23 protein-coding genes and 2 pseudogenes are annotated in these 24,726 nt (G+C 43.5%); 11 read left to right on the top strand and 14 right to left on the bottom strand.

All coding sequences use genetic code 11. The features are described 5' to 3' along the window. The first annotated feature begins 62 nt into the window (after positions 1-62). The 6 genes from B3143_RS13420 to B3143_RS13395 all read left to right on the top strand — a co-directional run bounded on the left by B3143_RS13420 (position 63) and on the right by B3143_RS13395 (position 7,529). Positions 63-665 (top strand): phosphatase PAP2 family protein, encoded by a 603-nt coding sequence (locus B3143_RS13420; protein ID WP_034701676.1) that lies wholly within the window; start codon positions 63-65, stop codon positions 663-665. 35 nt (positions 666-700) lie between these two features. Further along, the gene (locus B3143_RS13415; protein WP_034170140.1) at positions 701-1,969 is read left to right on the top strand and encodes an efflux RND transporter periplasmic adaptor subunit; all 1,269 of its coding nucleotides are present in this window, start codon (positions 701-703) and stop codon (positions 1,967-1,969) included. A 13-nt stretch (positions 1,970-1,982) separates the two neighbouring features. Then, positions 1,983-5,159 carry an efflux RND transporter permease subunit gene (locus B3143_RS13410; RefSeq protein ID WP_005236901.1) on the top strand — a complete coding sequence of 1,059 codons (3,177 nt, stop codon included), beginning with the start codon at positions 1,983-1,985 and terminating at the stop codon, positions 5,157-5,159. Further along, positions 5,159-6,625, top strand: coding sequence for a multidrug efflux RND transporter AdeIJK outer membrane channel subunit AdeK (gene adeK / locus B3143_RS13405; RefSeq protein WP_034701683.1), 1,467 nt, complete (start codon positions 5,159-5,161; stop codon positions 6,623-6,625). The genes B3143_RS13410 and adeK overlap by 1 nt, the downstream gene beginning before the upstream one ends. Positions 6,626-6,731: 106 nt before the next feature. Then, on the top strand, positions 6,732-7,088 hold the full coding sequence (locus tag B3143_RS13400; protein ID WP_034701686.1) for a YbjQ family protein: 357 nt from the start codon (positions 6,732-6,734) through the stop codon (positions 7,086-7,088). A gap of 3 nt (positions 7,089-7,091) precedes the next feature. Beyond that, positions 7,092-7,529: a YbjQ family protein gene (locus B3143_RS13395; RefSeq protein ID WP_034701689.1), complete on the top strand. Its 438-nt coding sequence runs from the start codon at positions 7,092-7,094 to the stop codon at positions 7,527-7,529. Here B3143_RS13395 and def read toward each other — a convergent pair whose 3' ends face one another. Next, positions 7,530-8,018, bottom strand: a complete 489-nt coding sequence (gene def, locus B3143_RS13390; RefSeq protein ID WP_034701745.1) for a peptide deformylase — start codon at positions 8,016-8,018, stop codon at positions 7,530-7,532. 317 nt (positions 8,019-8,335) lie between these two features. On the opposite strand from def, the gene B3143_RS13385 reads away from it, so the two are divergent. Next, entirely contained in the window at positions 8,336-9,619 is a 1,284-nt protein-coding gene (locus B3143_RS13385) for an MFS transporter (protein WP_034701692.1), read from the top strand. 48 nt (positions 9,620-9,667) lie between these two features. Here the strand turns inward: B3143_RS13385 and B3143_RS13380 are convergent, their stop codons facing one another. Both B3143_RS13380 and B3143_RS13375 read right to left on the bottom strand, forming a co-directional pair. Then, positions 9,668-10,165, bottom strand: coding sequence for a DUF2505 family protein (locus tag B3143_RS13380; RefSeq protein WP_005236909.1), 498 nt, complete (start codon positions 10,163-10,165; stop codon positions 9,668-9,670). A 138-nt stretch (positions 10,166-10,303) separates the two neighbouring features. Then, positions 10,304-10,576 (bottom strand): hypothetical protein, encoded by a 273-nt coding sequence (locus tag B3143_RS13375; RefSeq protein ID WP_034701695.1) that lies wholly within the window; start codon positions 10,574-10,576, stop codon positions 10,304-10,306. 157 nt (positions 10,577-10,733) lie between these two features. Between B3143_RS13375 and B3143_RS13370 the strand changes: the two genes are divergently transcribed. Then, complete coding sequence (locus B3143_RS13370) at positions 10,734-11,615, top strand: alpha/beta fold hydrolase (protein WP_034701698.1); 882 nt, start codon at positions 10,734-10,736, stop codon at positions 11,613-11,615. A gap of 34 nt (positions 11,616-11,649) precedes the next feature. Here B3143_RS13370 and B3143_RS13365 read toward each other — a convergent pair whose 3' ends face one another. Continuing rightward, on the bottom strand, positions 11,650-12,135 hold the full coding sequence (locus tag B3143_RS13365; protein ID WP_034701748.1) for a hypothetical protein: 486 nt from the start codon (positions 12,133-12,135) through the stop codon (positions 11,650-11,652). Between the two features lie 391 nt (positions 12,136-12,526). Here B3143_RS13365 and B3143_RS13360 point away from each other — a divergent pair, with 391 nt between their 5' ends. Next, positions 12,527-12,973 carry a GNAT family N-acetyltransferase gene (locus B3143_RS13360; protein ID WP_034701751.1) on the top strand — a complete coding sequence of 149 codons (447 nt, stop codon included), beginning with the start codon at positions 12,527-12,529 and terminating at the stop codon, positions 12,971-12,973. Between the two features lie 13 nt (positions 12,974-12,986). On the opposite strand, the gene B3143_RS13355 is transcribed toward B3143_RS13360, so the two are convergent. The 5 genes from B3143_RS13355 to B3143_RS13335 form a co-directional block, all read right to left on the bottom strand. Beyond that, positions 12,987-14,822 carry a sensor domain-containing diguanylate cyclase gene (locus tag B3143_RS13355; protein WP_034701701.1) on the bottom strand — a complete coding sequence of 612 codons (1,836 nt, stop codon included), beginning with the start codon at positions 14,820-14,822 and terminating at the stop codon, positions 12,987-12,989. Between the two features lie 172 nt (positions 14,823-14,994). Next, positions 14,995-15,333: an FKBP-type peptidyl-prolyl cis-trans isomerase gene (locus tag B3143_RS13350; RefSeq protein WP_286740908.1), complete on the bottom strand. Its 339-nt coding sequence runs from the start codon at positions 15,331-15,333 to the stop codon at positions 14,995-14,997. Positions 15,334-15,412: 79 nt separating this feature from the next. Beyond that, positions 15,413-16,036 (bottom strand): MgtC/SapB family protein, encoded by a 624-nt coding sequence (locus B3143_RS13345; protein WP_034701713.1) that lies wholly within the window; start codon positions 16,034-16,036, stop codon positions 15,413-15,415. Between the two features lie 87 nt (positions 16,037-16,123). Beyond that, on the bottom strand, positions 16,124-16,654 hold the full coding sequence (locus B3143_RS13340) for a YaeQ family protein (RefSeq protein WP_034701715.1): 531 nt from the start codon (positions 16,652-16,654) through the stop codon (positions 16,124-16,126). 100 nt (positions 16,655-16,754) lie between these two features. Next, entirely contained in the window at positions 16,755-17,759 is a 1,005-nt protein-coding gene (locus B3143_RS13335; RefSeq protein ID WP_034701718.1) for a CobW family GTP-binding protein, read from the bottom strand. A gap of 390 nt (positions 17,760-18,149) precedes the next feature. Between B3143_RS13335 and B3143_RS13330 the strand changes: the two genes are divergently transcribed. Together B3143_RS13330 and B3143_RS13325 are read left to right on the top strand one after the other, a co-directional pair. Then, the gene (locus B3143_RS13330) at positions 18,150-18,404 is read left to right on the top strand and encodes a hypothetical protein (RefSeq protein WP_034170131.1); all 255 of its coding nucleotides are present in this window, start codon (positions 18,150-18,152) and stop codon (positions 18,402-18,404) included. Between the two features lie 327 nt (positions 18,405-18,731). Continuing rightward, positions 18,732-20,336 (top strand): annotated as a pseudogene (locus B3143_RS13325) (bifunctional 3-(3-hydroxy-phenyl)propionate/3-hydroxycinnamic acid hydroxylase). A 61-nt stretch (positions 20,337-20,397) separates the two neighbouring features. On the opposite strand, the gene B3143_RS13320 reads toward B3143_RS13325, so the two are convergent. The 5 genes and pseudogenes from B3143_RS13320 to B3143_RS13300 all read right to left on the bottom strand — a co-directional run bounded on the left by B3143_RS13320 (position 20,398) and on the right by B3143_RS13300 (position 24,500). After that, positions 20,398-21,012 carry a glutathione S-transferase family protein gene (locus B3143_RS13320; RefSeq protein ID WP_034701754.1) on the bottom strand — a complete coding sequence of 205 codons (615 nt, stop codon included), beginning with the start codon at positions 21,010-21,012 and terminating at the stop codon, positions 20,398-20,400. Between the two features lie 123 nt (positions 21,013-21,135). Then, a complete protein-coding gene (locus B3143_RS13315) occupies positions 21,136-22,032 on the bottom strand; it encodes a LysR substrate-binding domain-containing protein (protein ID WP_034701721.1) in 897 nt (298 codons plus the stop codon). 1 nt (position 22,033) lies between these two features. Beyond that, positions 22,034-23,232 (bottom strand): annotated as a pseudogene (locus tag B3143_RS13310) (MFS transporter). 34 nt (positions 23,233-23,266) lie between these two features. Beyond that, positions 23,267-23,836, bottom strand: coding sequence for a TetR/AcrR family transcriptional regulator (locus B3143_RS13305; RefSeq protein WP_034701724.1), 570 nt, complete (start codon positions 23,834-23,836; stop codon positions 23,267-23,269). A gap of 142 nt (positions 23,837-23,978) precedes the next feature. Continuing rightward, positions 23,979-24,500: an acyl-CoA thioesterase gene (locus tag B3143_RS13300; RefSeq protein ID WP_004784949.1), complete on the bottom strand. Its 522-nt coding sequence runs from the start codon at positions 24,498-24,500 to the stop codon at positions 23,979-23,981. Positions 24,501-24,726 lie beyond the last annotated feature (226 nt).

Genomic DNA, 24,726 nt, shown 5'->3' with positions numbered 1-24,726 from the left:
GTACACTTTAGCGCAGACAGTTAACCGGCTGAATAACGGTTAAAAGGACAAGGATTTTTGGCATGCATTACTTGTTACTTATTGTCGGAATTTTATTTTTAATTTTCAGTGTGTTATTTCTTGATATTGCAACTTTAAGCCAGTTGGATGTGCTTGCAATTGAATGGATTAGCGGCTATCGCACAGAATTTTTAAATCAAATTAATCAGTCCTTATCAGTGATAGGTGGCATGCCATTTGTATTATTTTTATCCACACTATGGTGTATTTTTCTACTGTGGTATAAAAAGCATGCAAGCGTAATTTTTATATGTATCGGAATTATCGGAGGAATTCTCCTAGGCTGGCTTTTAAAATTCAGTATTGCCCGACCTCGACCAGCAGAGTCTTTTCATCTGGTTGAAAGCTATGGAAGCTCCTTCCCGAGTGCCCATAGCGTCTATGCAGCCTGTCTCGGCTGTCTGGCAGTGTTCATATATCGGCAACATCCCCGACATACCATCATCTGGATGGGTGCAGGTGCATGGATGCTGATTATGGGTATTTCAAGAGTTTATCTAGGTGTACATTTTCCTTCAGATGTCATATCCGGCTGGAGTATAAGTTTTATTTGGATTTCGTTGTGGTATATGGTCTGGATCAGATATTGCACGGCTCACAAATAAAAAAATTTAGATAAGAATCCAATTGAGGTGGAACAATGATGTCTGCAAAGCTTTGGGCTCCCGCCCTGACTGCTTGCGCATTAGCAACAAGTCTTGCACTTGTTGGTTGTAGCAAAGATCCTAAAGAGGGCCAGCAAGCTGGTGCTCAGCAGCAAATGCCACCGACTGAAGTCGGTATTCTTGTTGCACAGCCACAAAGTGTCGAGCAGTCTGTAGAGCTCTCAGGTCGTACAACAGCATTTGAGATTTCTGAAGTACGTCCACAGGCTAGTGGTGTGGTGCTTAAACGCTTATTCACTGAAGGTAGCTATGTCCGTGAAGGTCAGGCGCTTTATGAAATCGATTCAAGCACTAACCGTACTACTGTCGATAATGCTCGTGCTGCGATTGCCCGTGCTGAAGCGAATTTAGGTGTATTGCGTGTTAAAGAAGGTCGTTACCGTCAACTGGTCGGTACCAATGCCATTTCTAAACAGGAATACGATGACATCGCAGCACAGGTCAAACTGGCTGAAGCTGATTTGAATGCAAACCGTGCAACTTTACGTAATGCTGAAATCAACCTGGGCTATTCAACCGTACGTGCACCGATTTCTGGTCAAACCAACCGTTCTTCGATTACGGCGGGTGCGTTAGTGACTGCAAATCAGACAGAACCACTGGTTACAATTCAGCGTCTAGATCCAATCTATGTAGATATCAACCAGTCAAGTGCTGAACTGCTACGCCTGCGTCAACAGCTAAGCAAAGGCAACCTCAACAGCTCAAACAACACCAAAGTGAAGTTAAAGCTTGAAGATGGCAGCATCTACCCTGTCGAAGGCCGTCTTGCATTCTCGGATGCCAGCGTGAACCCTGAAACAGGTACTGTGACTTTACGTGCAGTATTCCCGAACAAAAACCATTTACTTCTGCCAGGTATGTTTGCCACAGCGCAAATCGTGCAAGGCGAAATTCCAAATGCTTTCCTGATTCCACAAGCGGCGTTAACCCGTACGCCTACTGGTCAGGCCATGGCGATGCTGGTGGGTGCTGACAATAAAGTAACTCCACGTCCAGTAACGACAGTCGGTACTCAAGGTAGTAACTGGATCGTAACCGAAGGTCTAAATCCGGGTGATAAAGTGATTGTTGATGGTATTGCCAAGGTAAAACCTGAACAGCAAGTGGTGCCTAAACCCTATCAACCTCAAGCAGCTGCCCCACAAGGTGCTGCTCCTGCTGCGCAACAACCTGCAGCAGATGCAAAAAAGGCAGATGATGCAAAGAAACAACCTGAACAAAAACCTGCTGCAAATGCATAAGGAGTAATGGTTCATGGCTAAATTCTTTATCCATCGCCCGATTTTTGCATGGGTGATTGCATTGGTAATTATGCTGGCGGGTATTTTAACCATCAGCAAAATGCCAATTGCTCAGTATCCGACGATCGCGCCACCAACAGTCACCATTTCTGCGACTTATCCGGGTGCATCTGCAGCGACTGTAGAAAATACAGTAACGCAGATCATCGAGCAGCAGATGAACGGTCTGGATGGCTTGCGTTATATTTCCTCGAACAGTGCCGGTAACGGTCAGGCATCCATCGCCTTAAACTTTGAACAAGGTGTCGATCCTGATATTGCACAGGTTCAGGTACAAAACAAATTACAGTCTGCAACTGCACTGTTACCTGATGATGTACAACGTCAGGGTGTACGTGTGACCAAATCTGGTGCCAGCTTCCTTCAGGTATTAGCTTTCTATTCTCCTGATGGCAGCCTGACTGCAGATGACATTAAAGACTATGTAAACTCAAACATTTCTGAACCTTTAAGCCGTGTGGCCGGGGTTGGTGAAGTTCAGGTCTTTGGTGGTTCTTATGCAATGCGTATCTGGCTGGATCCAGCCAAAATGGCTAGTCTGCAAGTGACTCCAAGTGATGTGGCTCAGGCAATCCGTACCCAGAACGCTCAGGTGGCTGTCGGTCAATTAGGTGGTGCGCCACAAATTGAAGGACAGGTACTGAATGCGACAGTGAATGCGCAAAGTCTGCTGCAAACACCTGAACAGTTCGAAAACATCTTCCTGAAAAATACCACTTCAGGTGCTCAAGTCCGCCTGGGCGATGTCGCACGTGTAGAACTTGGTGCAGACAACTACCAGTTTGATTCTAAATTTAATGGTAAACCGGCTGGCGGTGTTGCGATTAAACTTGCAACCGGTGCCAATGCACTGGATACCGCTGAAGCAGTTGAAGAACGTTTAAAACAGTTACGTCCTAACTATCCTCAAGGGATGGTGGATACACTGGCATTTGATACCACACCATTCATTCAGTTATCGATTGAATCGGTGGTTCATACTCTCATTGAAGCAGTCATTCTGGTCTTCATCGTAATGTTCCTGTTCTTGCAGAACTGGCGCGCAACGATTATTCCAACCATGGCCGTTCCAGTAGTTGTACTGGGTACTTTTGCAATCATTAATATCTTCGGCTTCTCGATCAACACCTTGACCATGTTCGCGATGGTTCTCGCGATTGGTCTGCTCGTCGATGATGCGATCGTTGTGGTCGAGAACGTTGAACGTGTCATGGCTGAAGAGCATCTGGATCCTGTGTCGGCGACTGAAAAGTCGATGAAACAGATCTCTGGTGCGCTGATCGGTATTACCTCTGTACTGTCTGCAGTATTCGTACCAATGGCATTCTTTGGTGGTTCTACAGGTGTTATCTATCGCCAGTTCTCAATCACGCTGGTCACAGCGATGGTTCTGTCGCTGGTGGTGGCCTTAACCTTTACCCCTGCTCTGTGTGCAACCATTCTGAAACAGCATGATCCGAACAAGCCGCAAAGTAACAATCCGGCTGCACGATTCTTCCGCTGGTTTAATCATAGCTTTGACCGTGTTTCTGTGAAATATCAAGGCGGCGTCAATCGTATGACACACCACAAGATTTTCTCCGGTATCATCTATGCGGTGGTGATCGGGATTATTGTGCTGATCTTCCAGAAACTACCTTCTTCATTCTTACCTGATGAGGACCAAGGTGTCGTAATGACGCTGGTACAGTTGCCACCAAATGCAACCTTGGAACGTACCGATAAAGTCATCAATACCATGACAGGCTACTTCCTGGAAAATGAAAAAGATCATGTCCAATCTGTCTTCAGTGTGGCTGGTTTCTCATTCACAGGTGTAGGTCAAAACGCTGGTCTGGCATTTATCAAACTGAAAGACTGGTCTGAACGTACCACACCAGAATCACAGGTCGGTGCAATTATCCAGCGTGGTATGGCACTGAACATGATTGTGAAAGATGCGTCTTACATCATGCCATTACAATTGCCAGCAATGCCTGAACTGGGTGTATCTGCCGGCTTTAACATGCAGTTAAAAGCAGCAAGTGGTCAAAGCCATGAGCAACTTTTGGCAGCGCGTAATACTGTTCTGGGCCTGGCTGCACAAGACAAACGTCTTGCAGGTGTCCGTCCAAATGGTCAGGAAGATAACCCGCAGTACCGTGTGATTGTCGATCATGCACAAGCCGGTGCTTTAGGTGTCAGCATCTCTGAAATTAACAGTACCATGAGCATGGCGTGGGGTGGTTCGTACATCAACGACTTCCTTGACCGTGGTCGTGTGAAAAAAGTGTACGTTCAGGGTGAAGCCAGCTCTCGTATGATGCCGGAAGACCTGAACCAGTGGTATGTTCGTAACAACCGTGGCGAAATGGTACCGTTCTCGGCATTCGCAACGGGTGAATGGACCTATGGTTCGCCTCGTCTAGAACGCTATAACGGCGTATCTGCAATGAACATTCAGGGTACACCGGCACCGGGCGTGAGCTCAGGTGATGCAATGCGTGCGATGGAAGAAATCATTGCCAAGCTTCCTGAAATGGGCATGCAAGGTTTCGACTATGAATGGACTGGTCTGTCTCTGGAAGAACGTGAGTCTGGCGCACAGGCACCATTCTTGTACGCGCTTTCACTGTTGATCGTGTTCCTGTGTCTGGCTGCATTGTATGAAAGCTGGTCAATTCCATTCTCGGTTCTTCTGGTTGTACCATTAGGCATCGTGGGTGCATTACTATTGACCTTTGGCGGTATGATTCTGTTTAAAGACCCGAATCTGTCGAATAACATCTACTTCCAGGTAGCGATTATTGCCGTAATTGGTCTTTCTGCGAAAAACGCAATCTTGATTGTGGAATTCGCCAAAGAGCTGCAGGAACAAGGCGAAGAGTTGTTTGATGCGACCCTGCATGCAGCAAAAATGCGTTTACGTCCAATTATCATGACCACCCTTGCCTTCGGTTTTGGTGTACTTCCACTAGCACTTGCTTCAGGTGCCGGTGCGGGTAGCCAGCACTCCGTCGGTTATGGTGTCCTTGGTGGTGTAATCAGTTCGACTCTTTTAGGTATCTTCTTTATTCCTGTATTCTACGTATGGATTCGAAGTATCTTTAAATACAAACCAAAACAACAAAATCAGGAGTACAAGTCGTAATGCAAAATATATGGTCTATTACAGGTCGTAGCATTGCGGTATCTGCCCTCGCGCTTGCTTTGACTGCATGTCAAAGCATGCGTGGCCCAGAGCCCGTTGCAGAGGCAAATATCCCAAGCAGTTATACCAATGCTTCAGGTACTTCTGTAGCAGAACAGGGTTATAAAGAATTCTTTGCTGACCAGCGCCTGTTACAGGTACTGGACCTGGCATTGATCAATAACCGTGATTTGCGTACTGCCGCATTAAACATTCAGCGTGCCCAACAGGCTTATCAGATTTCTGAAAATGACCGTCTGCCAACCATTGGTGCGAGCGGCAGCGTGTTACGTCAGGACACTGGCAGTAACAACCCGCAAAGCCGTGGCGCTGTGACGACTTATAATGTCGGTCTAGGCGTAACTGCATTTGAGCTGGATTTCTGGGGTCGTGTGCGCAGCTTGCGTGACAATGCACTGGATACTTATCTGGCGACTCAAAGTGCGCGTGATGCGACTCAGATTTCCCTGATCGGTCAGGTGGCCCAAGCATGGCTGAGTTACTCATTTGCCAATGCCAATCTAGCGTTGGCTGAGCAAACGCTGAAAGCCCAGCTTGAATCTTATAACCTGAACAAAAAACGTTTTGATGTGGGTATCGATAGCGAACTTCCGGTACGTCAGGCACAGATTTCTGTTGAAACTGCACGTAATGATGTTGCCAACTATCGCACCCAGGTGGCTCAGGCACAAAACCTGCTAAATCTGCTTGTAGGTCAACCCGTACCGGCCAACCTGTTACCGGCACAGCGTGTTACCCGCATTACCTCTAATGCAGCACTAGGTGCAGGCTTACCAAGTGATCTGCTGATTAACCGTCCGGATGTACGTGCAGCTGAATATCGTCTGTCTGCGGCAGGTGCCAATATTGGTGCTGCCCGTGCGCGTCTGTATCCAACGATCAGTCTGACGGGTTCGGCAGGTTTTGCATCTGCGGATCTGGGTGATCTGTTCAAGTCTGGCAGTTTTGCGTGGTCTGTAGGCCCAAGTCTGGATATTCCAATCTTCGATTGGGGTACACGTCAGGCGAATATCCGTATTTCCGAAACAGATCAACAAATTGCGCTGTCAGATTACGAAAAATCAATTCAGACTGCATTCCGTGAAGTGAATGATGCCCTAGCGGTACGTCAGAATATTGGTGACCGTATTGCTGCTCAACGCCGTCTGGTCGATGCAACTAATACCACTTACCGTCTGTCTCTGGCACGTTTCCGTGCCGGTATTGACAGTTATCTGACTGTACTGGATGCACAACGTGCTTCATATGCAGCAGAACAAGGTTTGTTATTACTTGAACAGGCGAATCTGAACAGCCAGGTTGAACTGTACAAGAGTCTTGGTGGTGGTTTGAAAGTTAATACCTCAGACACTGTACCGTATCGCCCGTCTGTGACCGAACAGCGTCGTGCGAAAGAGACAAAATAAGCCTAACTCCTTTTCAGAAAAGCTCACTTCGGTGGGCTTTTTTATTGCTTTTTTAAAGGAGATTTTCTATCTTCATGATTATATGACTGATTAAGAAGATATCTGCATGTTATTGAGCAATCTGGAATCTGTACCGGGACATACTATTCGCCAGCAAATCGATGTGGTCTATGGCAGTACTGTACGCAGTAAGCATGTTGGACGTGATTTTCTGGCCGGTCTAAAAAATATTGTCGGTGGTGAGTTGACCGCTTATACCGAATTACTGGAAGAATCCCGTCAGGAAGCCATGAACCGGATGATTGAAAAAGCCCGCAGTATGGGCGCCAATGCGATTGTGGGTATTCGTTTTTCTACCTCAAATATTGCCCAAGGTGCTTCTGAACTCTTTGTTTATGGCACAGCAGTCATCGTTGATCCAGTCATGCCTAAACTGCCTGATCCATTTCCACAGGCGAACTAATGCATGGACGGATTGATTATACAGATTGTCATTTTTGCCATTCTGTTCAGCGTGGGTTTCGGTTTTGGTCGCTTTAACGAGCGCAAGCATCTGCAATATCTGGATGAACAGGAACAGCGTTTGGCTTATATCCGGGTCAATAATAGCCGCTTCATCGAATCTACACTCCCCGGTCATATGATCAGCAGCAATGTGGTGATTTCACATGATTACTTTAAATATGCGATTGCTAATGTGCAAAACATGCTAGGTGGTCGTTTGACCAGTTATGAGAGTGTCGTTGAACGGGCACGACGTGAAGCTATAATACGATTAAAACTGGAAGCAGAAAAAATGGGTGCTGACCAGATTATGGGAATCCGTCTCAGTACTACCGAACTTGGCATGCAAGGCGGTATGGTTGAAGTCTTCGCTTATGGCACCGCAATTCAGGCCAAGTAATTATGCTTCTGAAAGCTTTTCTACAAATAAAATTCCATTCAAGTGGTCAATTTCGTGCTGTACAATTCGTGCCGGAAAGCCTTTAAACGACTGAACCACTTCATTTCCCTCTAAGGTAAAATAACGCACCTCAACCTCTTCTGCTCGAGCTACCCTCCCTCTTTGCTCGGGCACACTTAAACAGCCTTCCTCACCCAATACTTGCGTAGCTGAGGCACTGATAATCTCCGGATTGATCATGGTCACAGCATCCATATACGGCGCATCCGGATAACGTAAATTGGGCCGTGATGCGACAATAATAATGCGTTTAGAGACATAAACCTGCGGTGCTGCAATGCCCACGCCCTGACGGTGCTGCATGGTTTCCATCAAGGTGCTGTTAAATTGCCGCAACCAGTCACTGTCAAATTCAGCCTGTGTGACCGGACTGGCAATTAGGGTTAAAACGGCCTCACCTTGCTGTGCCACTGCTAAGGTATTTGTCATCACGCTATCCTGTAATTTTTTCATCTAACTCTATCTTAGAAGGAAAATTACAGAATGAACATCATACTAAAATGAATAAATACGTCTAAAAAAGATAAGCTGTGTTTTAAGTAATATTGTGAACTCCAACTTATTGTTACCTTAAAAACTTCACTTGAAAGGAAAATAATTAATCAAAACATTCCAAATAATTTTATTCATTTAAATTTTAATAAATTTTAGTTTAGATTGAACAAAGAAAGATTGATTATTCAAGAAAATAACCCTTCTTTAAAATCAGTAATCAAGTCATGGATATTAAATAATGGAACGACTACATGAATGCACAACCCTATCTGAGCCGTGCTGACAAACGCACCCTCGGACTATCGTCCCTAGGTGGCGCACTGGAATTCTATGATTTTGTCATTTATGTGTTCTACGCCAAATTGATCTCTGAGCTGTTCTTTCCAAGTACCCTAAGTCCGTTCTGGGCCATGCTGAATACCTATGGTATCTTTGCTGCAGGTTATTTCTTTCGCCCACTCGGCGGTGTGGTAATGGCACATTTTGGGGATTTGATCGGTCGTAAACGTCTGTTCAGTTTATCCATCTTGTTGATGGCGCTACCGACCCTCATGATCGGAATCATGCCGACCTTTGAAAGTATTGGTTATGCTGCACCATTGCTGCTGCTATTGATGCGTGTTGTTCAAGGTATTGCGATTGGCGGTGAAATTCCGGCTGCCTGGACCTTTGTGTCTGAGCATGTGCCTGAAGGCCGAATTGGGATTGCCAATGGCTTGCTGACCGCAGGCCTCTCACTCGGAATTCTACTCGGTGCCCTAATGTCGCTGTTTATTTCCTTACAGTTCACTGAAGCGGAAATCAAAGACTGGGCTTGGCGCGTTCCCTTCATTCTAGGTGGGATTTTTGGTTTTGTGGCACTGTACCTACGTAGTTATTTGAAAGAAACTCCAGTTTTTAAAGCCATGCAGGCGAAAAAAGAACTGGCGAAAGAATTACCGGTCAAGCAAGTGCTGTTAAGCCACAAAACTGCTGTAGGCATCGGGATGTTATTTACCTGGTTCCTGACCGGCTGTGTAGTGGTGTTGATTCTGGCGATGCCAAATTTACTGGTGGCCAGTTTTGGCTTCGAACGTGCTGATGCATTCAAGATGCAAAGTGCTGCAATCCTAATGCAAATGCTCGGTTGCATTATTGCTGGTGTACTGGCTGACCGTTTCGGTGCAGGCAAGGTCATTTTACTTGGCTCTATTTTTGTCGCGGCAATGGCTGGGATTTTTTATCACAGTCTGGGTCATGTTGAAGCGTCAACGGTGTTCATGCTTTACATGTTGCTCGGTCTAAGCTCAGGAACCGTGGGCATGGTTTCTTATAGCATGGTGAAAATGTTCCCGGCACAAATCCGTTTCAGCGGAATTTCATTTTCCTATAATCTGGCCTATGCGATTGCAGGTGGAATCACCTTGCCACTGGTGCAATGGTTGAGCCTATATAGCAATATTGGTGCCCTGTACTATATCTGGACCGTTTGTCTAGTGACTCTCTTCACTGCCCTGCTTTACCGCAGCAAATTTGAAAAAAACAGCCTAAAATAAAAAAGAGCCTGACTCACAGGCTCTTTTTCTAAGCGTGAAAATACGAGCTTAAGCTTTCAGATTCTTGCGTAGCTCATCTTCTACAATGCTGATCTCGATTTCACTGAACTTGCGGATTTCGCCTTCAGCATGTTTTTCCAGCATGCCACCGACCAAAGGCACTTTCACATTCACCGTCCAGTTCAACTGGAACTGAATCTGCTGTTCATCACCTGTAACGGCACGCTGACATTTAGCTTCAATCGGCAGATTGGCACCTAGTTCCACGACTGAAGTCATTTCTTCTAGATTGCTAACATCGGTACGCTGCAAGCGAAACGCATCTTTCAGCAGTTTCTTGGCAATATCTGGGATTTTGACATCCAGATTGTAGGCACGCTTCAGAGTATACAGATGTCCCTGCTTTTCTGAAACCAGAATTTCCATATTTTGAGCAGGGATCCGATGACAAACCGCTTCATGCAAACTGATGTCATTTGCCAGACGTTTAAACTCATCAATCGAAACACCGCGAATAATTGCGTTTACGGTAAACTGGTGGGCCATATCTATTTTCCTTATTTTTATTAGGGGTTATGGACTCAAATTAAGTCAAATGAATCATCTGACAGAGAAGATAAGCTATTTAAGTCAATTTTACATCGGATGTCATTATTTTTTTATTGAGAAAAATTGGCGTTGAGGTCAATATTTCCAGGCAATTTTCGCAGATATACAGGGTCCACAACTGAGTAAAAGCTGAACTTCACGATACTTAATGACCGCATGAAATTCTTCTGCCCCATCATCTAGGCCGGAAGCATACCAGACCGTACCCGCAGGAAATTTCTTTAACCAGCTGGCCTTATAAAAATCAGAAACGGAATCAAACTGTAAATAGTGTTCCGGTTCAGCTTCAACCTGAGTCGCTAAAGCCATAAATTTCTGTAATTGTGCCTGATGAAAATCAATCAGCATGAGGCAGCCCTTCCTTTTGTATGAGGCGATTACATGCCATATAGGTAAGCATAGATGTCATTTACGACTCGTGAGTTTTGACATCATGGCTTAGATCAGATTAAAAATAATATAGATTCACCTCCCCTCATTCAATCCACGTATAAGGATATCCAGCATGCAACAAGGAAAAGTTCAGGTCGAAACCGTGCAGTTTCTGGCAGAAGATGGCTATACCTTAACCGGCAAGCTTTACCGCAGTGAATATGCCAAAGCCAATATTGTCATCGCCTGCGCAACGGGTGTCCCCCAAGCTTTTTACCGGCGCTTTGCCGAATATGCAGCACGAGCAGGTTTTCAGGTACTGACTTTTGATTATCGTGGGGTGGCTGATTCTGCACCCAAACGTTTAAAGAATTTTAAAATGTCCTATTTAGACTGGGGACAATATGATCTCAGCGCTGCGATTGATTATCTGAGCAAAACCGGTCTGGATATTTATATGATTGGCCACTCCTATGGCGGGCAGGCTTTGGGATTAAGTAAATATCATGATCGCATTGAAGCAATGTACTGCTTTGGCACCGGTGCTGGCTGGCATGGTTATATGCCTTTAACTGAAAGAATCAAGGTTCAGGTAATCTGGAATATTGTTTTTCCACCGATGGTAGCGGTGACAGGCTATTTGCCATGGAGTCGTTTAAATATGGGCGCCGACTTACCGCGTGATGTCTATCGTCAGTGGCGCAAATGGTGCAAAAATCCAACCTATTTCTTTGCCGATCCTGAACTGAAAGACCTACATGCCCATTATGCCGCGGTAAAAACACCTATTTATGCCGTAGCCGCACTCGATGATGCCTGGGCCTTACCTAAATCCAGACAAGCCTTTATACAACATTACCGTCAGGCCTCGTTGCATTATATTGATATTCAGGCGACCGATTATGGACTCAAACACATTGGACATATGGGTTATTTCCGTCAGGGCGCAGAACAGCTCTGGGACGAAGTGCTCGCCAAGTTCAGTGAATTACATCAACTCAAAAATGCAGCTTGATTTTAGTCTCTAGGGTATTTAAGCATTTAGCTGCTTAAGCATAACGTGCCTGTTGAATATCGGTTCTGATTTCCTGACGGTGTTCCTCGCCGAAACGGTCGACATGGGCATAAAATACCCCATAACGGCCGACATAATATTCCAGTGACTGATCATAAAAATTCCAGAAAATTGACCATTCGCCTAAATCCATCTGACGGATTTGTGTACCGGTATGCATCGGCATCTTACGGAGCAGTTCCTGCTGTAACTGCTCTGCTTCATTGCGATCCTGAATCTGAACCTGATGTTGGAAAAATAATTGCGCCACATCATCAAACAGTTCCAGCTCATAGGCATCGACCACATGCAATGTTTCCTGAGACTCAGGTTGACTCTCTTCAGTACTGCTGGAAATCGGATCCTCTTTTTCGACACGTTTACTCTTTACATACCGCTGGGTTTTATAGATTTTCATGCCGATAAACCAGGTCGCATACAGTATCAGGGCTAGACATGAAAAAATCAGGAATTTAAGAATCATTGATCATCTCGTGTAGTTAATTTTATTTTTATCACGGTCTGCCAATTCTTGATTTGGCGATCTTCTTCCAACTTAACACAAGTCTATTTTTTGTACAGCAAACTTAAGGATTTTTTTAGATCTTCTTGGATTTTTTTCTTCGGTTGAGCCTTATTTCCCAGTATTCAATTTGAAATAAGGATCTAAAATTTTGTTAAAAATTAGAATGAATCCAGAAAGCCAATATTGATCAGGATAAATAAATCAGACAAATCACTACAGAATCGATCATCAACTCTGGATTCTTTAGCAAATGCACTCAAAAAGCTACACGATTGGTATTTGTTTTTTTGAGCATTTTCCTTCAAATAAAAGGTCCCTCTTTATGGTCGAGTAAATGAATAAAATTATGATTCGTGAAGGGAAGATTCAAGATATACCTCAAATAATTCAGGTCATCCACGACAGTATTCAATCCTGTATTTTGGATCATCAACGTGAAGACAGCGTGATCCAACGCTGGCTGGAGCAGTTTAATCACGCCCAGCTGATTGTGGAAATGCTTTATAACGACTGCTGGGTGTATATTTTAAATGATCAGATTGTCGGCTTTTTGCTGGTCAGTGACACTGGAGAAATCCTGATGCACTATGTGGCTGCACGTTTCCAGCGACTCGGGTTTGGCACCCAGCTTTTTGATCAGATGCACAAATCCTTAGTGCGTAAAAATATCCATAAAATTAAAGTCCAATCGACTCAAACAGCTTTAAGTTATTATCAAAAAAATGGATTTTTCTCACCGAATCATCAATCGGAAAATGAAGAAAATTATCATTTATATAAATACGCTTTTTAAAATTAAAAATTTTTCATGCCATTTTAAGTTGATCTCGCCCTGCTTGCTTAGCCGCGTATAACTGCACATCTGCCGCTTTCATCAGTGCATGAATATCTGGATAGGGATGTGTTTGATCCATCCAGGAAATACCCATGCTGACCGTGACATAAGATTTATCATCTGTTCGATTTAAGTGTTCAAATTGCTGTTCGCGAATCTTGTGCAAGACTTTTTCCAGAAACTCTAAGGCTGCCTGAACAGGTACATCAGTGAGTAGAATCGCAAATTCTTCTCCACCATAACGGGCTAAATACGCGGATTCAGGGAGTACCGTCTGAATGACCTTGACCAGATTCTGTAAAATTTCATCTCCTTTTAAGTGCCCATAATAGTCATTGTAATTTTTAAAATAGTCGACATCGAGCATGGCAAAAATCAGTGTACTGTGTGGATGTTGCTGACAGTATAAAAACTGCTGCTGGATTTGGTCATTTAAAGCACGACGGTTAAAGGCACCCGTCAAAGCATCAATATTCACCTGATGTTCGAGTTTGGCATTCAGTTCACGTAATTGCTCGGTACGTGCTTTGACTTTCTGATCCAGTGAACTGTTCAAGATCATTAATTTATTATTCAGTCGCTCGGTATGGTAGGTTTGATGGGCATAATTACGAGATTGTTGAAACATAATGATCAAGACATACAGGCTGGTCGAAATAAATGACAGATGCACGCTCTCAATTACATTCAGTAATACCAGATAATCATTAAGAAAGGTCACACACAGAAAGATGATGGCAAACAGGTTAGTGAACGAATATTCATCTCCTTGAGAAAGTGTCACATAAAACCCGTAAATAAAATTACCCAGTATCACCAGACCATAGATAACGCTATACAAAGCCAGACGCTCAAAAACTTCTGGTGTGCTAAACAAGGTTACTGCGATATTAAAAATCAGTAATCCCGCACCTACGTAATAAATTGAACGTCGGATATAACGTGGCTTAAACAGGTACATGTAGCTCAGGAAGAATAAGATTGCCAGAAAAGTGAACAGATATTCTAGACGAGCGCCCCATAACCAACTGATTTTACTTACAATGGCGTATGGATGTGGCGCAGAAAAAAGATTATGCAGTGCCAAAAAAATAATAAATAAGCCAAAAATAAATACACTGCGGCTATTTCGCTCCACAGATCCGCGAAACAGGGAAAATAAAATGGTAAATAGTCCTACACCCAGCACTGTGCCACAGACCAAAGCAATACTCAGCATTTGCAACATAAACTGTCGGTTAATGGTCGCAGAGGGGCCAATTTTCAGAGGCTTTTCTAGTCCGCCATGTAAATTAGTATAGTTGGAAACCTGAATACTTAAGGTAAAATATTCATTCTGTGGCACAAAAGATGCGATCTTAGGTGCCTTTTCAGTCACCTGCCCTGTCGGGGTTTTACTGATTTTACCAAAACGCAGCAAGATATCCCCATTTAAATAAATGCTATAAGCACCATACTGACTCGGAATCTGAATCGCTAAACGTTGTCCGATAAATTTTTTGGGAATTTTAAAATGGCTAATAAAAGTGCCATAAGTGGCATTGGTTCCGGTGAGACTCTTGAATGAAGCTGGAAGTTCAACTACTTGTGATTCGAGTTCAGGATCTGGTTGCTCAATGAACTGACGTGGATAGAACTGCCATTTGCCTTGCAACAAGGTGGTACTGTCTTCATCAAATTTTAGTTCGGTGACCTCATTCTGATGAGCTAGGAAATAAGATTCTGGAGCAGCATCATATTGAGCCCACACGATCCGTGTAGTCCCCATCAAAAATATCAGCATCAACCACGATGCCAATATCAGCATAATCCCCCTAAACCTGAGCAAAAAGGCCATCCTGTAGCTACTGTTATTAATTCTAATGTACGTGGAATGTTGGATATTGCCAATGATTTTTCATATAAAAAGCAGGATAACCGACGAGCTATCCTGCTGCTGAATTCCTGACATATTGTACTGTTCAGAAAGTCACATAATATCAGTCACGTGTTTTAACGTCATACAGTTCGATTTCAAAAATCAGGTTGGAATTTGCCGGGATAATGTTCCCCATTTTACGTTCACCATAAGCCAGATGGGCAGGTACGATCAGCTTACGTTTGCCCCCCACTTTCATGCCGATGATACCTTGATCCCAGCCTTTAATCACACGACCAGTGCAGATGACCGTCTCAAAATAATTACCACGATCCAGCGATGAATCAAACTTGGTTCCATCTTCCAGCCAGCCAGTGTAATGCGTGGTAATCAGTGCACCTTTTACCGCTTCTTTACCTTCACCCACCACCAGGTCAATAATTTCTAGTTCTTTGGTCATCGTCAATATCCTTCATTTTGCAAATAGCCCTAGTATAAACACGATTGAGCCAAATTCCTCAGACTTTAGCTCCAATGGATCAAAAGCTGAGTTCCTGAATCTTCTTATCCTGTAATAAATACTGGGTTAATTTCTGGTGATTTTTAGCCGAACCCATCAGGATCCAGCGGCCTGTGATCCGCCGGTCGATTTTTTGCTGGCTGGAATGGATGACTTTTAATTTGTATTGTTTAAACAGTTTTTCATAATGATCCGGCTCATGCTGCTCAAAAGGACAGACAATTTCATAATTACGTTCTTGATTCAGATGCTCAATCCCACGTTGTACATAGACCAGTAGAACCAGTACGGTCAGCACGATCACCGTTGCCCAGACACTTAACAGTTCATAGCCAGCACCAACTGCCATGCCCAGTGCAGCTGTCATCCAGATTGTGGTTGCAGTGGTAATCCCAGAAATCCGGTTATCATCTTTTAAAATCACTCCGGCTCCCAGAAAACCCAGGCCAGTTAAGACATTGGCTGCCAGACGGTCTGGGTTGGCGACGCCGATTTTTAAGGAAATAATAGTAAATAGACAGGAACTCAGACTGACCATGATCATGGTGCGCAGTCCGGCAGATTTACTATGATATTCCCGTTCCGCTCCAATAACCGCACCAATCACGACTGCTAACAGCAAATCATAAAGTTCATGATACATGCTTCGTCCCTGGGACTTATTATTCTCTCCAGATATACGAAATATTGGGGCGAGGACACAAGTCGAAACTTGCATCCTTGTGAGTTGTTATTGTAACTGTTCCCACTCAATTACAGCTTGGGCCTGATCACCGATCAGGGTCCATTCACCATCCATGATATTTAGTTGCAGCTGCATGGTACGTTCACATAACTGTTGTACCGCTTCAGTGCTGGCGGTTGAAATTTTCCAGACCTCAACATTTGACAGCGTTTTTAACTTGGAATTACGTTTATACCATTCATCAACTGAAGAACCATAAGCGACTACTGCGACCTGTTTGCAACGCGCACTGGCTTTCTTGACTTTATCTTCGTCAGGACAACCCACTTCGATCCATTTCAATAATTGGCCAGTCAGGTCTTTTTCCCACAACGCTGGCTCATCAGTCTCAAACAGGTCTTTGGTAAATTCAAGCGCCTCGCCAGCAAAACGTGCATAAGCCAAAACACGCACCATTAGACGTTCAATAGTTTCCGAAGGATGCAATGCCATCGTTAACTGATAGTCTTCATAACGATGGTTATCCATATCGGCAATATTCAGGTCAGCCTTGTAAATCGTTGCTTTAAGCGCCATAACACAATCCTCAAATTTGGCGCCTAGCATATAAGATTTATTGATTTTTTGCTGGACAGATTTCGTCTTATCTAGCTATTTTCTATACACAGATTCGAAGCTATTTTTCCTGCTCAATCCGGCATTGCATTAAAGCAGTTTCAAATTCCAGCCAGTCACGTGAGGTCTGGTAAATCACTTCTACCCGGTTATCAATACCTTCTTCGGCAGACTGATAATTAAACTGTTCAGGATTGAAATTAAAGCTTTTCCAGCCCTGATTGGTATTGAAAATCCCTTTGATTCTGAGCCAGTCCTGCTGCTCACAAAGCAAATCCAGCAGATTATAAAAATCAAACTGCCAGCGTTTCGGCAATTTCCAACCTGCCACCTGATAGCCTTGTGCACTTTCAACATAATGATAAGGCAACTGATGTACGACAGCCAGCACCTCTCCAGATATTTGGCGCTGTTGCTTGAGCAGTGGCTGGATCTGCCGTGGAATACCCTGATAATCCTGTTTGATTTGCTCAATATCCAGCTTTCCGTTTTCTATCATCAGCCAGTGCTGGGCATATGGCTGATACTCAGACTTGAGTTCAGTTAAAGCAGCATGATCAGTTTCAGTCATCAAATCAGCATGGGAAATGACCACAATATTGGCAACTTTCAGCTGATCCGCATACAGGTTCTGATGCGTCCAGTCCCGATCATGTAAACGTGAGCCATCCACCACGGTAACCAAAGATTGCATCTTTAAATGACTCTGCCAATGTGGTTCAGTGAGCTGTTCCAGCAGTTGTCCGGGATGTCCGAGTCCTGTAGGTTCAATAAATAGCCGGTCCGGTTTGGTTTCTGACAATAGCCGGGATAAAGCAATCTGCATCGGCAACTGACTGCTACAACATAAACAGCCACCCAGCAATTCTTTCACTGCATAGCCCTGATCCTGAGGTAGTAATTGCTGGTCGACGCCAATCTGACCAAATTCATTCATCAGCACAGCCCAGACTTCCTGCTCCGGTTTCTGGCTCAGTAAATATTTTAATAAAGTGGTTTTACCGGCACCTAAAAATCCGGAAATGATGTGTACAGGAATAGGCTGCTGAGCGGCAAGAACTTTCAAAATTGATTCTCAAAGATAGAATTAGAAGTAGTAAACCTGACTATTATAGAGCACTGGACTCTTGCAAAAGTGTTCATTTTTTGGATGAGTAAATCCTATTTATCTCAGTGCAAATAAAAATAACAGTTTGTAGTAAGTACTTTTTAGCCCTTAACTGGTGCACTTAAACGCTATATTTGAAATATTTACACACATTTCCAGCTAAAAATTTCCTATACATTTAACAGAAGAAAACAAATTTCCAATGATTGTATTTGCTTGGTTAACAGCTTCGTGCGGCTTTTGTTAATTACTTTGCTCCGTAAAATTTTCATGCTTAGGATGAATTCCTGCCGGATTGATGTGATGGTCATTCGGCAGTTTATAAATGTAATAAAAAGGATGCTCAACATGAAATATGCACAAATCTTACTTGCAACAACGCTTACTGCAGCCGCAGCTACAAGTTTTGCAGCAAACAATACCACTGACACGAAGACCACTGAGGAACAGAAAGTCACTGTAACAACTCAGGAACTTCCTGCAACGAATAACCCAAATCCGAATGTAACCACGGCTGGACCTGCTGACCAGCCTGCTGCGTCTGAAGCTGCTACAGAAGACAAAGATGGTAAAAAAACGACTAAGTCGACATCGACTCGTTAATCAGGTTTAAAGCAACATCTCGTGCAGTAAATCTCCAGTAGGTTCGATCTATGCTGCCGGATGTAGACTGAGGCTGAATCATGCAACTGCGTGATTCAGCTTTTTTATATGTTATAGGCTGTTCACTATAGCCAAAAATGATCATAGGATTCATTCATCTTATGAATAGATTTAAATATTATCATTTATTATCAATAATTTATTAAAATTAAAATCTTTTCAACCAAATCTTTTTGATAGACATGACCTACTATGGACTAGCTTGTTTAGCGCTATTGATTGTTCCTTAATAGTCTCAATCCTGAATGGATTGAATGGACATTCGCTATGAGCAATACAAATTACACCACTGAAGTGGCGATTTTGGGTGCTGGCCCGGTAGGCTTAACGATTGCAAACTACCTGAGCAAACAGGGCGTACAGGTCACTGTAGTTGAACAGCTAGATAGTCTGATCGATTATCCGCATGCCATCGGCATTGATGATGAATCCTTGCGTACTATTCAATCTTTGGGACTGGTTGATCAGGTCTTGCCGCATACCACACCTAATCATGCCATGCGCTTCCTGACACCCAAAGGCCGTTGCTTCGTAGACATTCAGCCACTGACTCGTGAATTTGGTTTCTCCCGCCGTAATGCTTTCATTCAGCCACAAGTAGATAATGTTCTGCTGCAAGGCCTCAAACAATATAAAAAAACTGAAGTACTTTTCTCGCGTCATTTGACTCATTTCAGCCAGGATGCTGAGGGTGCAACTTTAAAGGTTCTAACTAAAGACGGTGGCGAAGAAGTTATACATGCTCAGTACCTGATTGCTTGTGATGGTGGAAACTCTTATGTACGTCGTACCCTCAATATTCCATTTGAAGGTGAAACTGCACCGAACCAGTGGATCGTGATTGATATCGATAATGACCCATTGGCAACCCCACATATTTATCTATGCTGTGACCCGGTACGTCCGTATGTATCGGCTATCCTGCCGCATGGCATTCGCCGCTTCGAGTTCATGGTCATGCCAGGCGAAACTCAGGAAGACCTCAGCAAACCGGAAAATATTGCCAAACTACTATCTAAAGTTTTACCAAATACCGATGGAATCGAAGTGATTCGTCAACGTGTCTATACCCACAATGCACGTATTGCAGATAAGTTCCGTGCTGACCGTATTCTGCTTGCTGGTGATGCTGCACACATCATGCCGGTATGGCAAGGCCAAGGCTATAACAGCGGTATGCGTGATGCCTTTAACCTAGCCTGGAAAGTTGCATTGGTGATCCAGAGTAAAGCAAGTCATGAATTACTGGACTTTTACCAAGTAGAACGTAAGGATCATGCCAAAGCGATGATCGATCTTTCAGTGATGGCAGGCCACGTTCTTGCGCCACCAAAAAAATGGCAAGGCTTTGTTCGTGACGGTATTGCTTACGCATTGAACTATATCAAGCCAATCAAACAGTACCTGCTGGAAATGCGCTTTAAGCCAATGCCGAAGTATCATGATGGTGCCCTGCTGGCCAATACTCAGAAAGACTCTCCAGTCGGCAAGATGTTTATTCAGCCGCAGGTGAAACTGGAGTCTGGTGAAAATATATTACTCGATGAAGTGATTGGCAATGACTTCGCCATCATTGCCTAGGGTGTAAATCCGAAATGGGGTTTAAGCAAGCAAACGATACAACAGTGGAAAAAACTTGGCGTAAGATTTATCCAAGTCATTTCTGCAGTTCAATTGTCTAATCAACATCGTAAGCAATATGAAGATGTGATCACCATTGGTGATATCGGTACGGACATTCGTACCTGGTTCGGTAAGACCAAAGACTCTATCGTCATCCTGCGTCCAGACCGCTTCGTGGCTGCCCTAGCAATTCCTCAATCTATGGAAAGCACAAGTCAGGCGCTATTTAACAAGCTCCATGTCAAATAATTGACCTCAGTCAAAAAACCACGTTACGGCGTGGTTTCCTATTTATAGATGAACATAGAAGCTAAGTTCGGTATTGCTCAAACCATGAAATATCTTTGAGAGAATCACGACGCGCCATCTGCTGTAGGAAAGGTTTAAATTCTTCCAACGGCGGCAAAATTTTTGTACTAATTGCGAAGATCAGACAATAGGCCACATATAAATCTGCAGCAGAAACTTTTTTACCTAAAAGATAAGGCTTGGCCTGCGACAAGCCTCGTTGAAGAAAATCAAATACCGCGGCTTCGTTACCAAAACTTAAACTGGTTCGGACCTTTTCAATCTGTTCTTGGGGTACTAGTAAATTTTTTACATCGATATATTCAGTGAGTGGCCCATGACAGAAAAAGATCCATTTTAAGTAAGCACCACGTTTGGGATCATCTAAAGCGGGTGCCAATCCTTTGTCCTGATACTTATCTGCCAGATAGATGATAATAGCCGCCATTTCTGAAATTACGACGCCTTGATCAACCAGACACGGAACTTTACCCATCGGATTGATCTGAAGATATTCAGGTTGATGCATATCTTTAAAAGGAACTTCCACCTGCTCAAGCTGATCTTCAATCTGCAGTTCTTTAAGTATGGGCAGCAAGGTCATGCCGCGTGACTGAGGGTTGTTATAGAGCTTCATCATTCTGCTTCAACCGATTTCTTATTTTTTGAATTTCAGTATAAAGCGACTTTCTTTTGCAATTAAAAAGCATGTGCTACAGATCATTTCTGTAGCACATTTCATTTATGGAAGATCAATAATTTACTTAAAGAGATCTACACAAAACTTTTCTTTGAGCACTTTCAGAATCAGCTCAATCGCAGGATGCTGGTTATTTTTACGGTAACTGACATAGAGAGCAATCATCGGTAAAGGTTCCAGCGTTTTCTTCACCACAATATTATCGCCGAGTAAAGGAATCACATAAGCGGGTACCAGACTCCAGCCAACCCCCATGCCCACCAGATTGACATTCAGCAGAATATTGGTGGAATACTGCACCACATTCACGTTCAGTTTCGCCTGCCTAAAGAAATCATCAATAATCTTATGCAGCTGTGGTGAGGCCTGTTCATCACTAATCACAAAGTCCTGATTTTCAAACTTCTTGATGCTGACATAAGGCATCTCTGCGACCGGAGAATTTTTCGGCACAATCAGCGTCAGTGGCTCATCAAAAATCTGAACGGATTCAAACTCACCCGACTGATCCCTATAACAGGTAAAGGCAATATCAATACTACCCTGTCTCAGCGCGTTAAACTGTTCTGCATCAGTCAGGCTATGAAACAGTGCTTTCAGTTCAGGAAAATGTGCACGGATATTCGGCATGATATAAGGAAAAATTTTCATTTCCGCGACCGGCACAAAGCCAATATTCAGCTGACCCTTATGTACATGTGCGATCTGACGGGCTGCCTGCACGGCACGTTCTGCATGTTCTAAGCTCAACAGAGCTTCCTTTAAAAAAGCCTTTCCAGCCTCGGTCAGCTCAACCTTGCGGTTATTCCGCTCCAGCAATTGCGCATCCACTTCCCGCTCCAAATCCTTAATCTGCTGACTGAGTGAAGGCTGAACAGTATTCAGTTTTTCAGCTGCCCGGGTGAAATTCAGCTCTTCAGCCACTGTAACAAAATAGCGAAAATGTCTTAATTCCATTTTATTCTTCCGGTAAAAATGCTGAAATCGAAGGGCGTTTCCTAGCGACATATTGACGGTAGATCAATAAAGTGAAAATCACCATCACTGCACAGAACATATAAGTCTTTTCAAAACCGTATTGTGCAATGATCATACCCATCACTACTGAACCCACTGCCAGTCCAATATCAAACAGGGCAAAAAAGGTAGAAATTGCATGGCCCATACGCTGTTTTTCGACAGATTGAAATCGCTAGCGTTTGTAAACATGGAAATAATGAATCGTAACCAATTCCAATAAATACTGCAGACAGCCACATAGTCCACTGACTGGACATGACACTGACGATCATCATGCCAATCGCAAAGAAAATAAAGAAGGATAGATAACTGCACTTGGCCCTTTACGGTCGTAAATTTTGCCCACCCAAGGCCGTACCAACAACATTGAGGCAGCAAAAACAATAAAGAAGATGCCGGTATAGGCCAGTAGCTGCTTGGTTTCACTAAAGAGCGTGATAAAACTCATGATACTGGAGTAAGCAAAAGCCGTAAGCAGAGCCACAAAACTGACCGCCAGCACTTTGACTTCAATAACGTCATGCAGGCTGAATTGTGATTTTTCAGCTATTTTGATCTGAGGTTTTGCTAATTCGGTAATTTTCAGCATGAAGTAAAAGATCAAGCCGATAGAGATAATCACAGCAAGCCAAACAGCACTTTAAAGCTGGTGAACTGAACCACGGTTAAGGCCAGTAATGGACCAAATACCACGCCCAGATTGGTGGACATGACAAAATAGCCCATGCCCTCACCTTTACGAGATTCCGGAATAAACTCATTCGCGACAGGAACGGTGACCGTCGTTAGAATACTGAACCAAACTCCATGTAAGAAACGTACTGCCAATAATGACCACATGCTATCGACCAGCAGATAACTAAAGGCAAACAAGGCAAAAATAACTCCGGCTCCGCGCATTGCCAATTTCTTGCCGAGTTTCTCAATGCTCATGCCTGAAAAAGGTCGAACGGCGATGGATGAAACTAAGAACAGGGTCGAAGCCAAACCTGCTTCTTTGACTGATCCGCCCAGATCTTTCATGATATAAACCGGCAGAATGGTCAGTAAGGCAAAGTAATAGATAAACAGGAACAGATTGTTCAATAAACACAGAAAAAAGGAGCGATTCCATAAGCGCTCAGGACTAGCAGACATAACACGCAACTTTTAAAGCAAATTTAAGAATTGACTAAACTCGGGGAGAAATCAAAGCTGGGCTTAAGGCCATATCTACCAGATTCTGGATATATTGATCATCCGGCATGCGGTTGAAGAAAATGATCTGGTAATGAATCGACCCATATAAAGTGTCCAGCATCAGATCAAAAGGATAATCCGCACGTAATTCTCCACGTTGAATGGCCTGTTGAATCAATTGATGGGTTTGTTTTCGACGTGGTAATAGATATTGCTGAAAAAAGTCTGCAGCCAGCTCCCGATGATTGGCCATAACGACCAGCAAAGCACGGCCTACCGGATGATTAAGCGCCTGAACTAGCAAAGTTAGCTGTTGAACCAGATTACTACGCAGGCTCTGTGAAGCATCCAGTTCAAATACCCCTGCTGTACGCTGCTTGAAAGCATCTAGTACCAATTCAGATTTATGTTTCCACCAGCGGTAAATCGTAGATTTGCCAACCCCTGCCCGTGCAGCCACATCTTCTATAGTTAGCTGATGATATTCACCTTCTGCCAGTGCATCCGAAACTGCCTGCAGAATACTGTGCTGACGCCGTGAACATTTTTCTTCTTCACTCATGCTTAAAACCAAAAAACGAAACGATACGTATCGTTTCATATTAGATTAAAAAAAGAAGCTTAAACCAGAGTTGAATGATTTTCTAGGCAAAAAAAAGGCCTCACATTGAAGGCCTCTTTAATAAGCGAATTAAGTTTAGTACTTAACTATGCGCTGATTTTTTATAGATGCTGCATGAAGGATGATGGTTTTCCTGCAGACGGGCAACTTTACGTTGTTCAGCCGCTTCAAAACGGCAACGTTTCCAGTCATTGTCCAGATTCAGCGGTGGAATCTGTTTAGGCTTACCATTTTCATCAACAGCGACCATGGTAAAGTAGCAACTATTGGTATGGCGTACAGTACGTTTCTGAATATTTTGTGCTTCTACACGAATGCCAATTTCCATGGAAGTACGACCTACATGGTTCACACTTGCCAGGAAAGTCACCAGCTCACCGACATGAATCGGTTCTTTGAAATTTACTTTGTCTACAGACAGGGTTACGACATAACTACCCGAATAGCGACTCGCACAAGCATAAGCAACCTGGTCCAATAATTTCAGAATTGTTCCACCATGTACATTTCCTGAAAAGTTCGCCATATCTGGCGTCATAAGAACCGACATCGTTAACTCTGACTGGTCATCCGATGCTGTTGCAATTTGATCTAAAGGGGCCATCGTTTTCTCTGAACTCTTTGAATGACAATGATATAGACCATTATTATAGCTTTTTTGGTCTAAATAAAATGTTCAATTCGGCAAATAAAACATCATAATTCTTGATATGAAATTTTTCTCCATACAAAAAAAAAGATATTCCTCTGAAGATCCATAAAAATCATCAGAAAGTTATTTTCAGTAACTATAAAATAAACAGGAATTTATCTAACCTGAGTTCGATGAA

The organism is Acinetobacter sp. UBA1496 (assembly GCF_002324975.1).
In the GTDB taxonomy this organism is placed as follows: Bacteria; Pseudomonadota; Gammaproteobacteria; order Pseudomonadales; family Moraxellaceae; genus Acinetobacter; species Acinetobacter variabilis.
The sequence above is the reverse complement of the archived record's forward strand: the minus strand, read 5'-3'. Positions and strand labels throughout refer to the sequence as shown.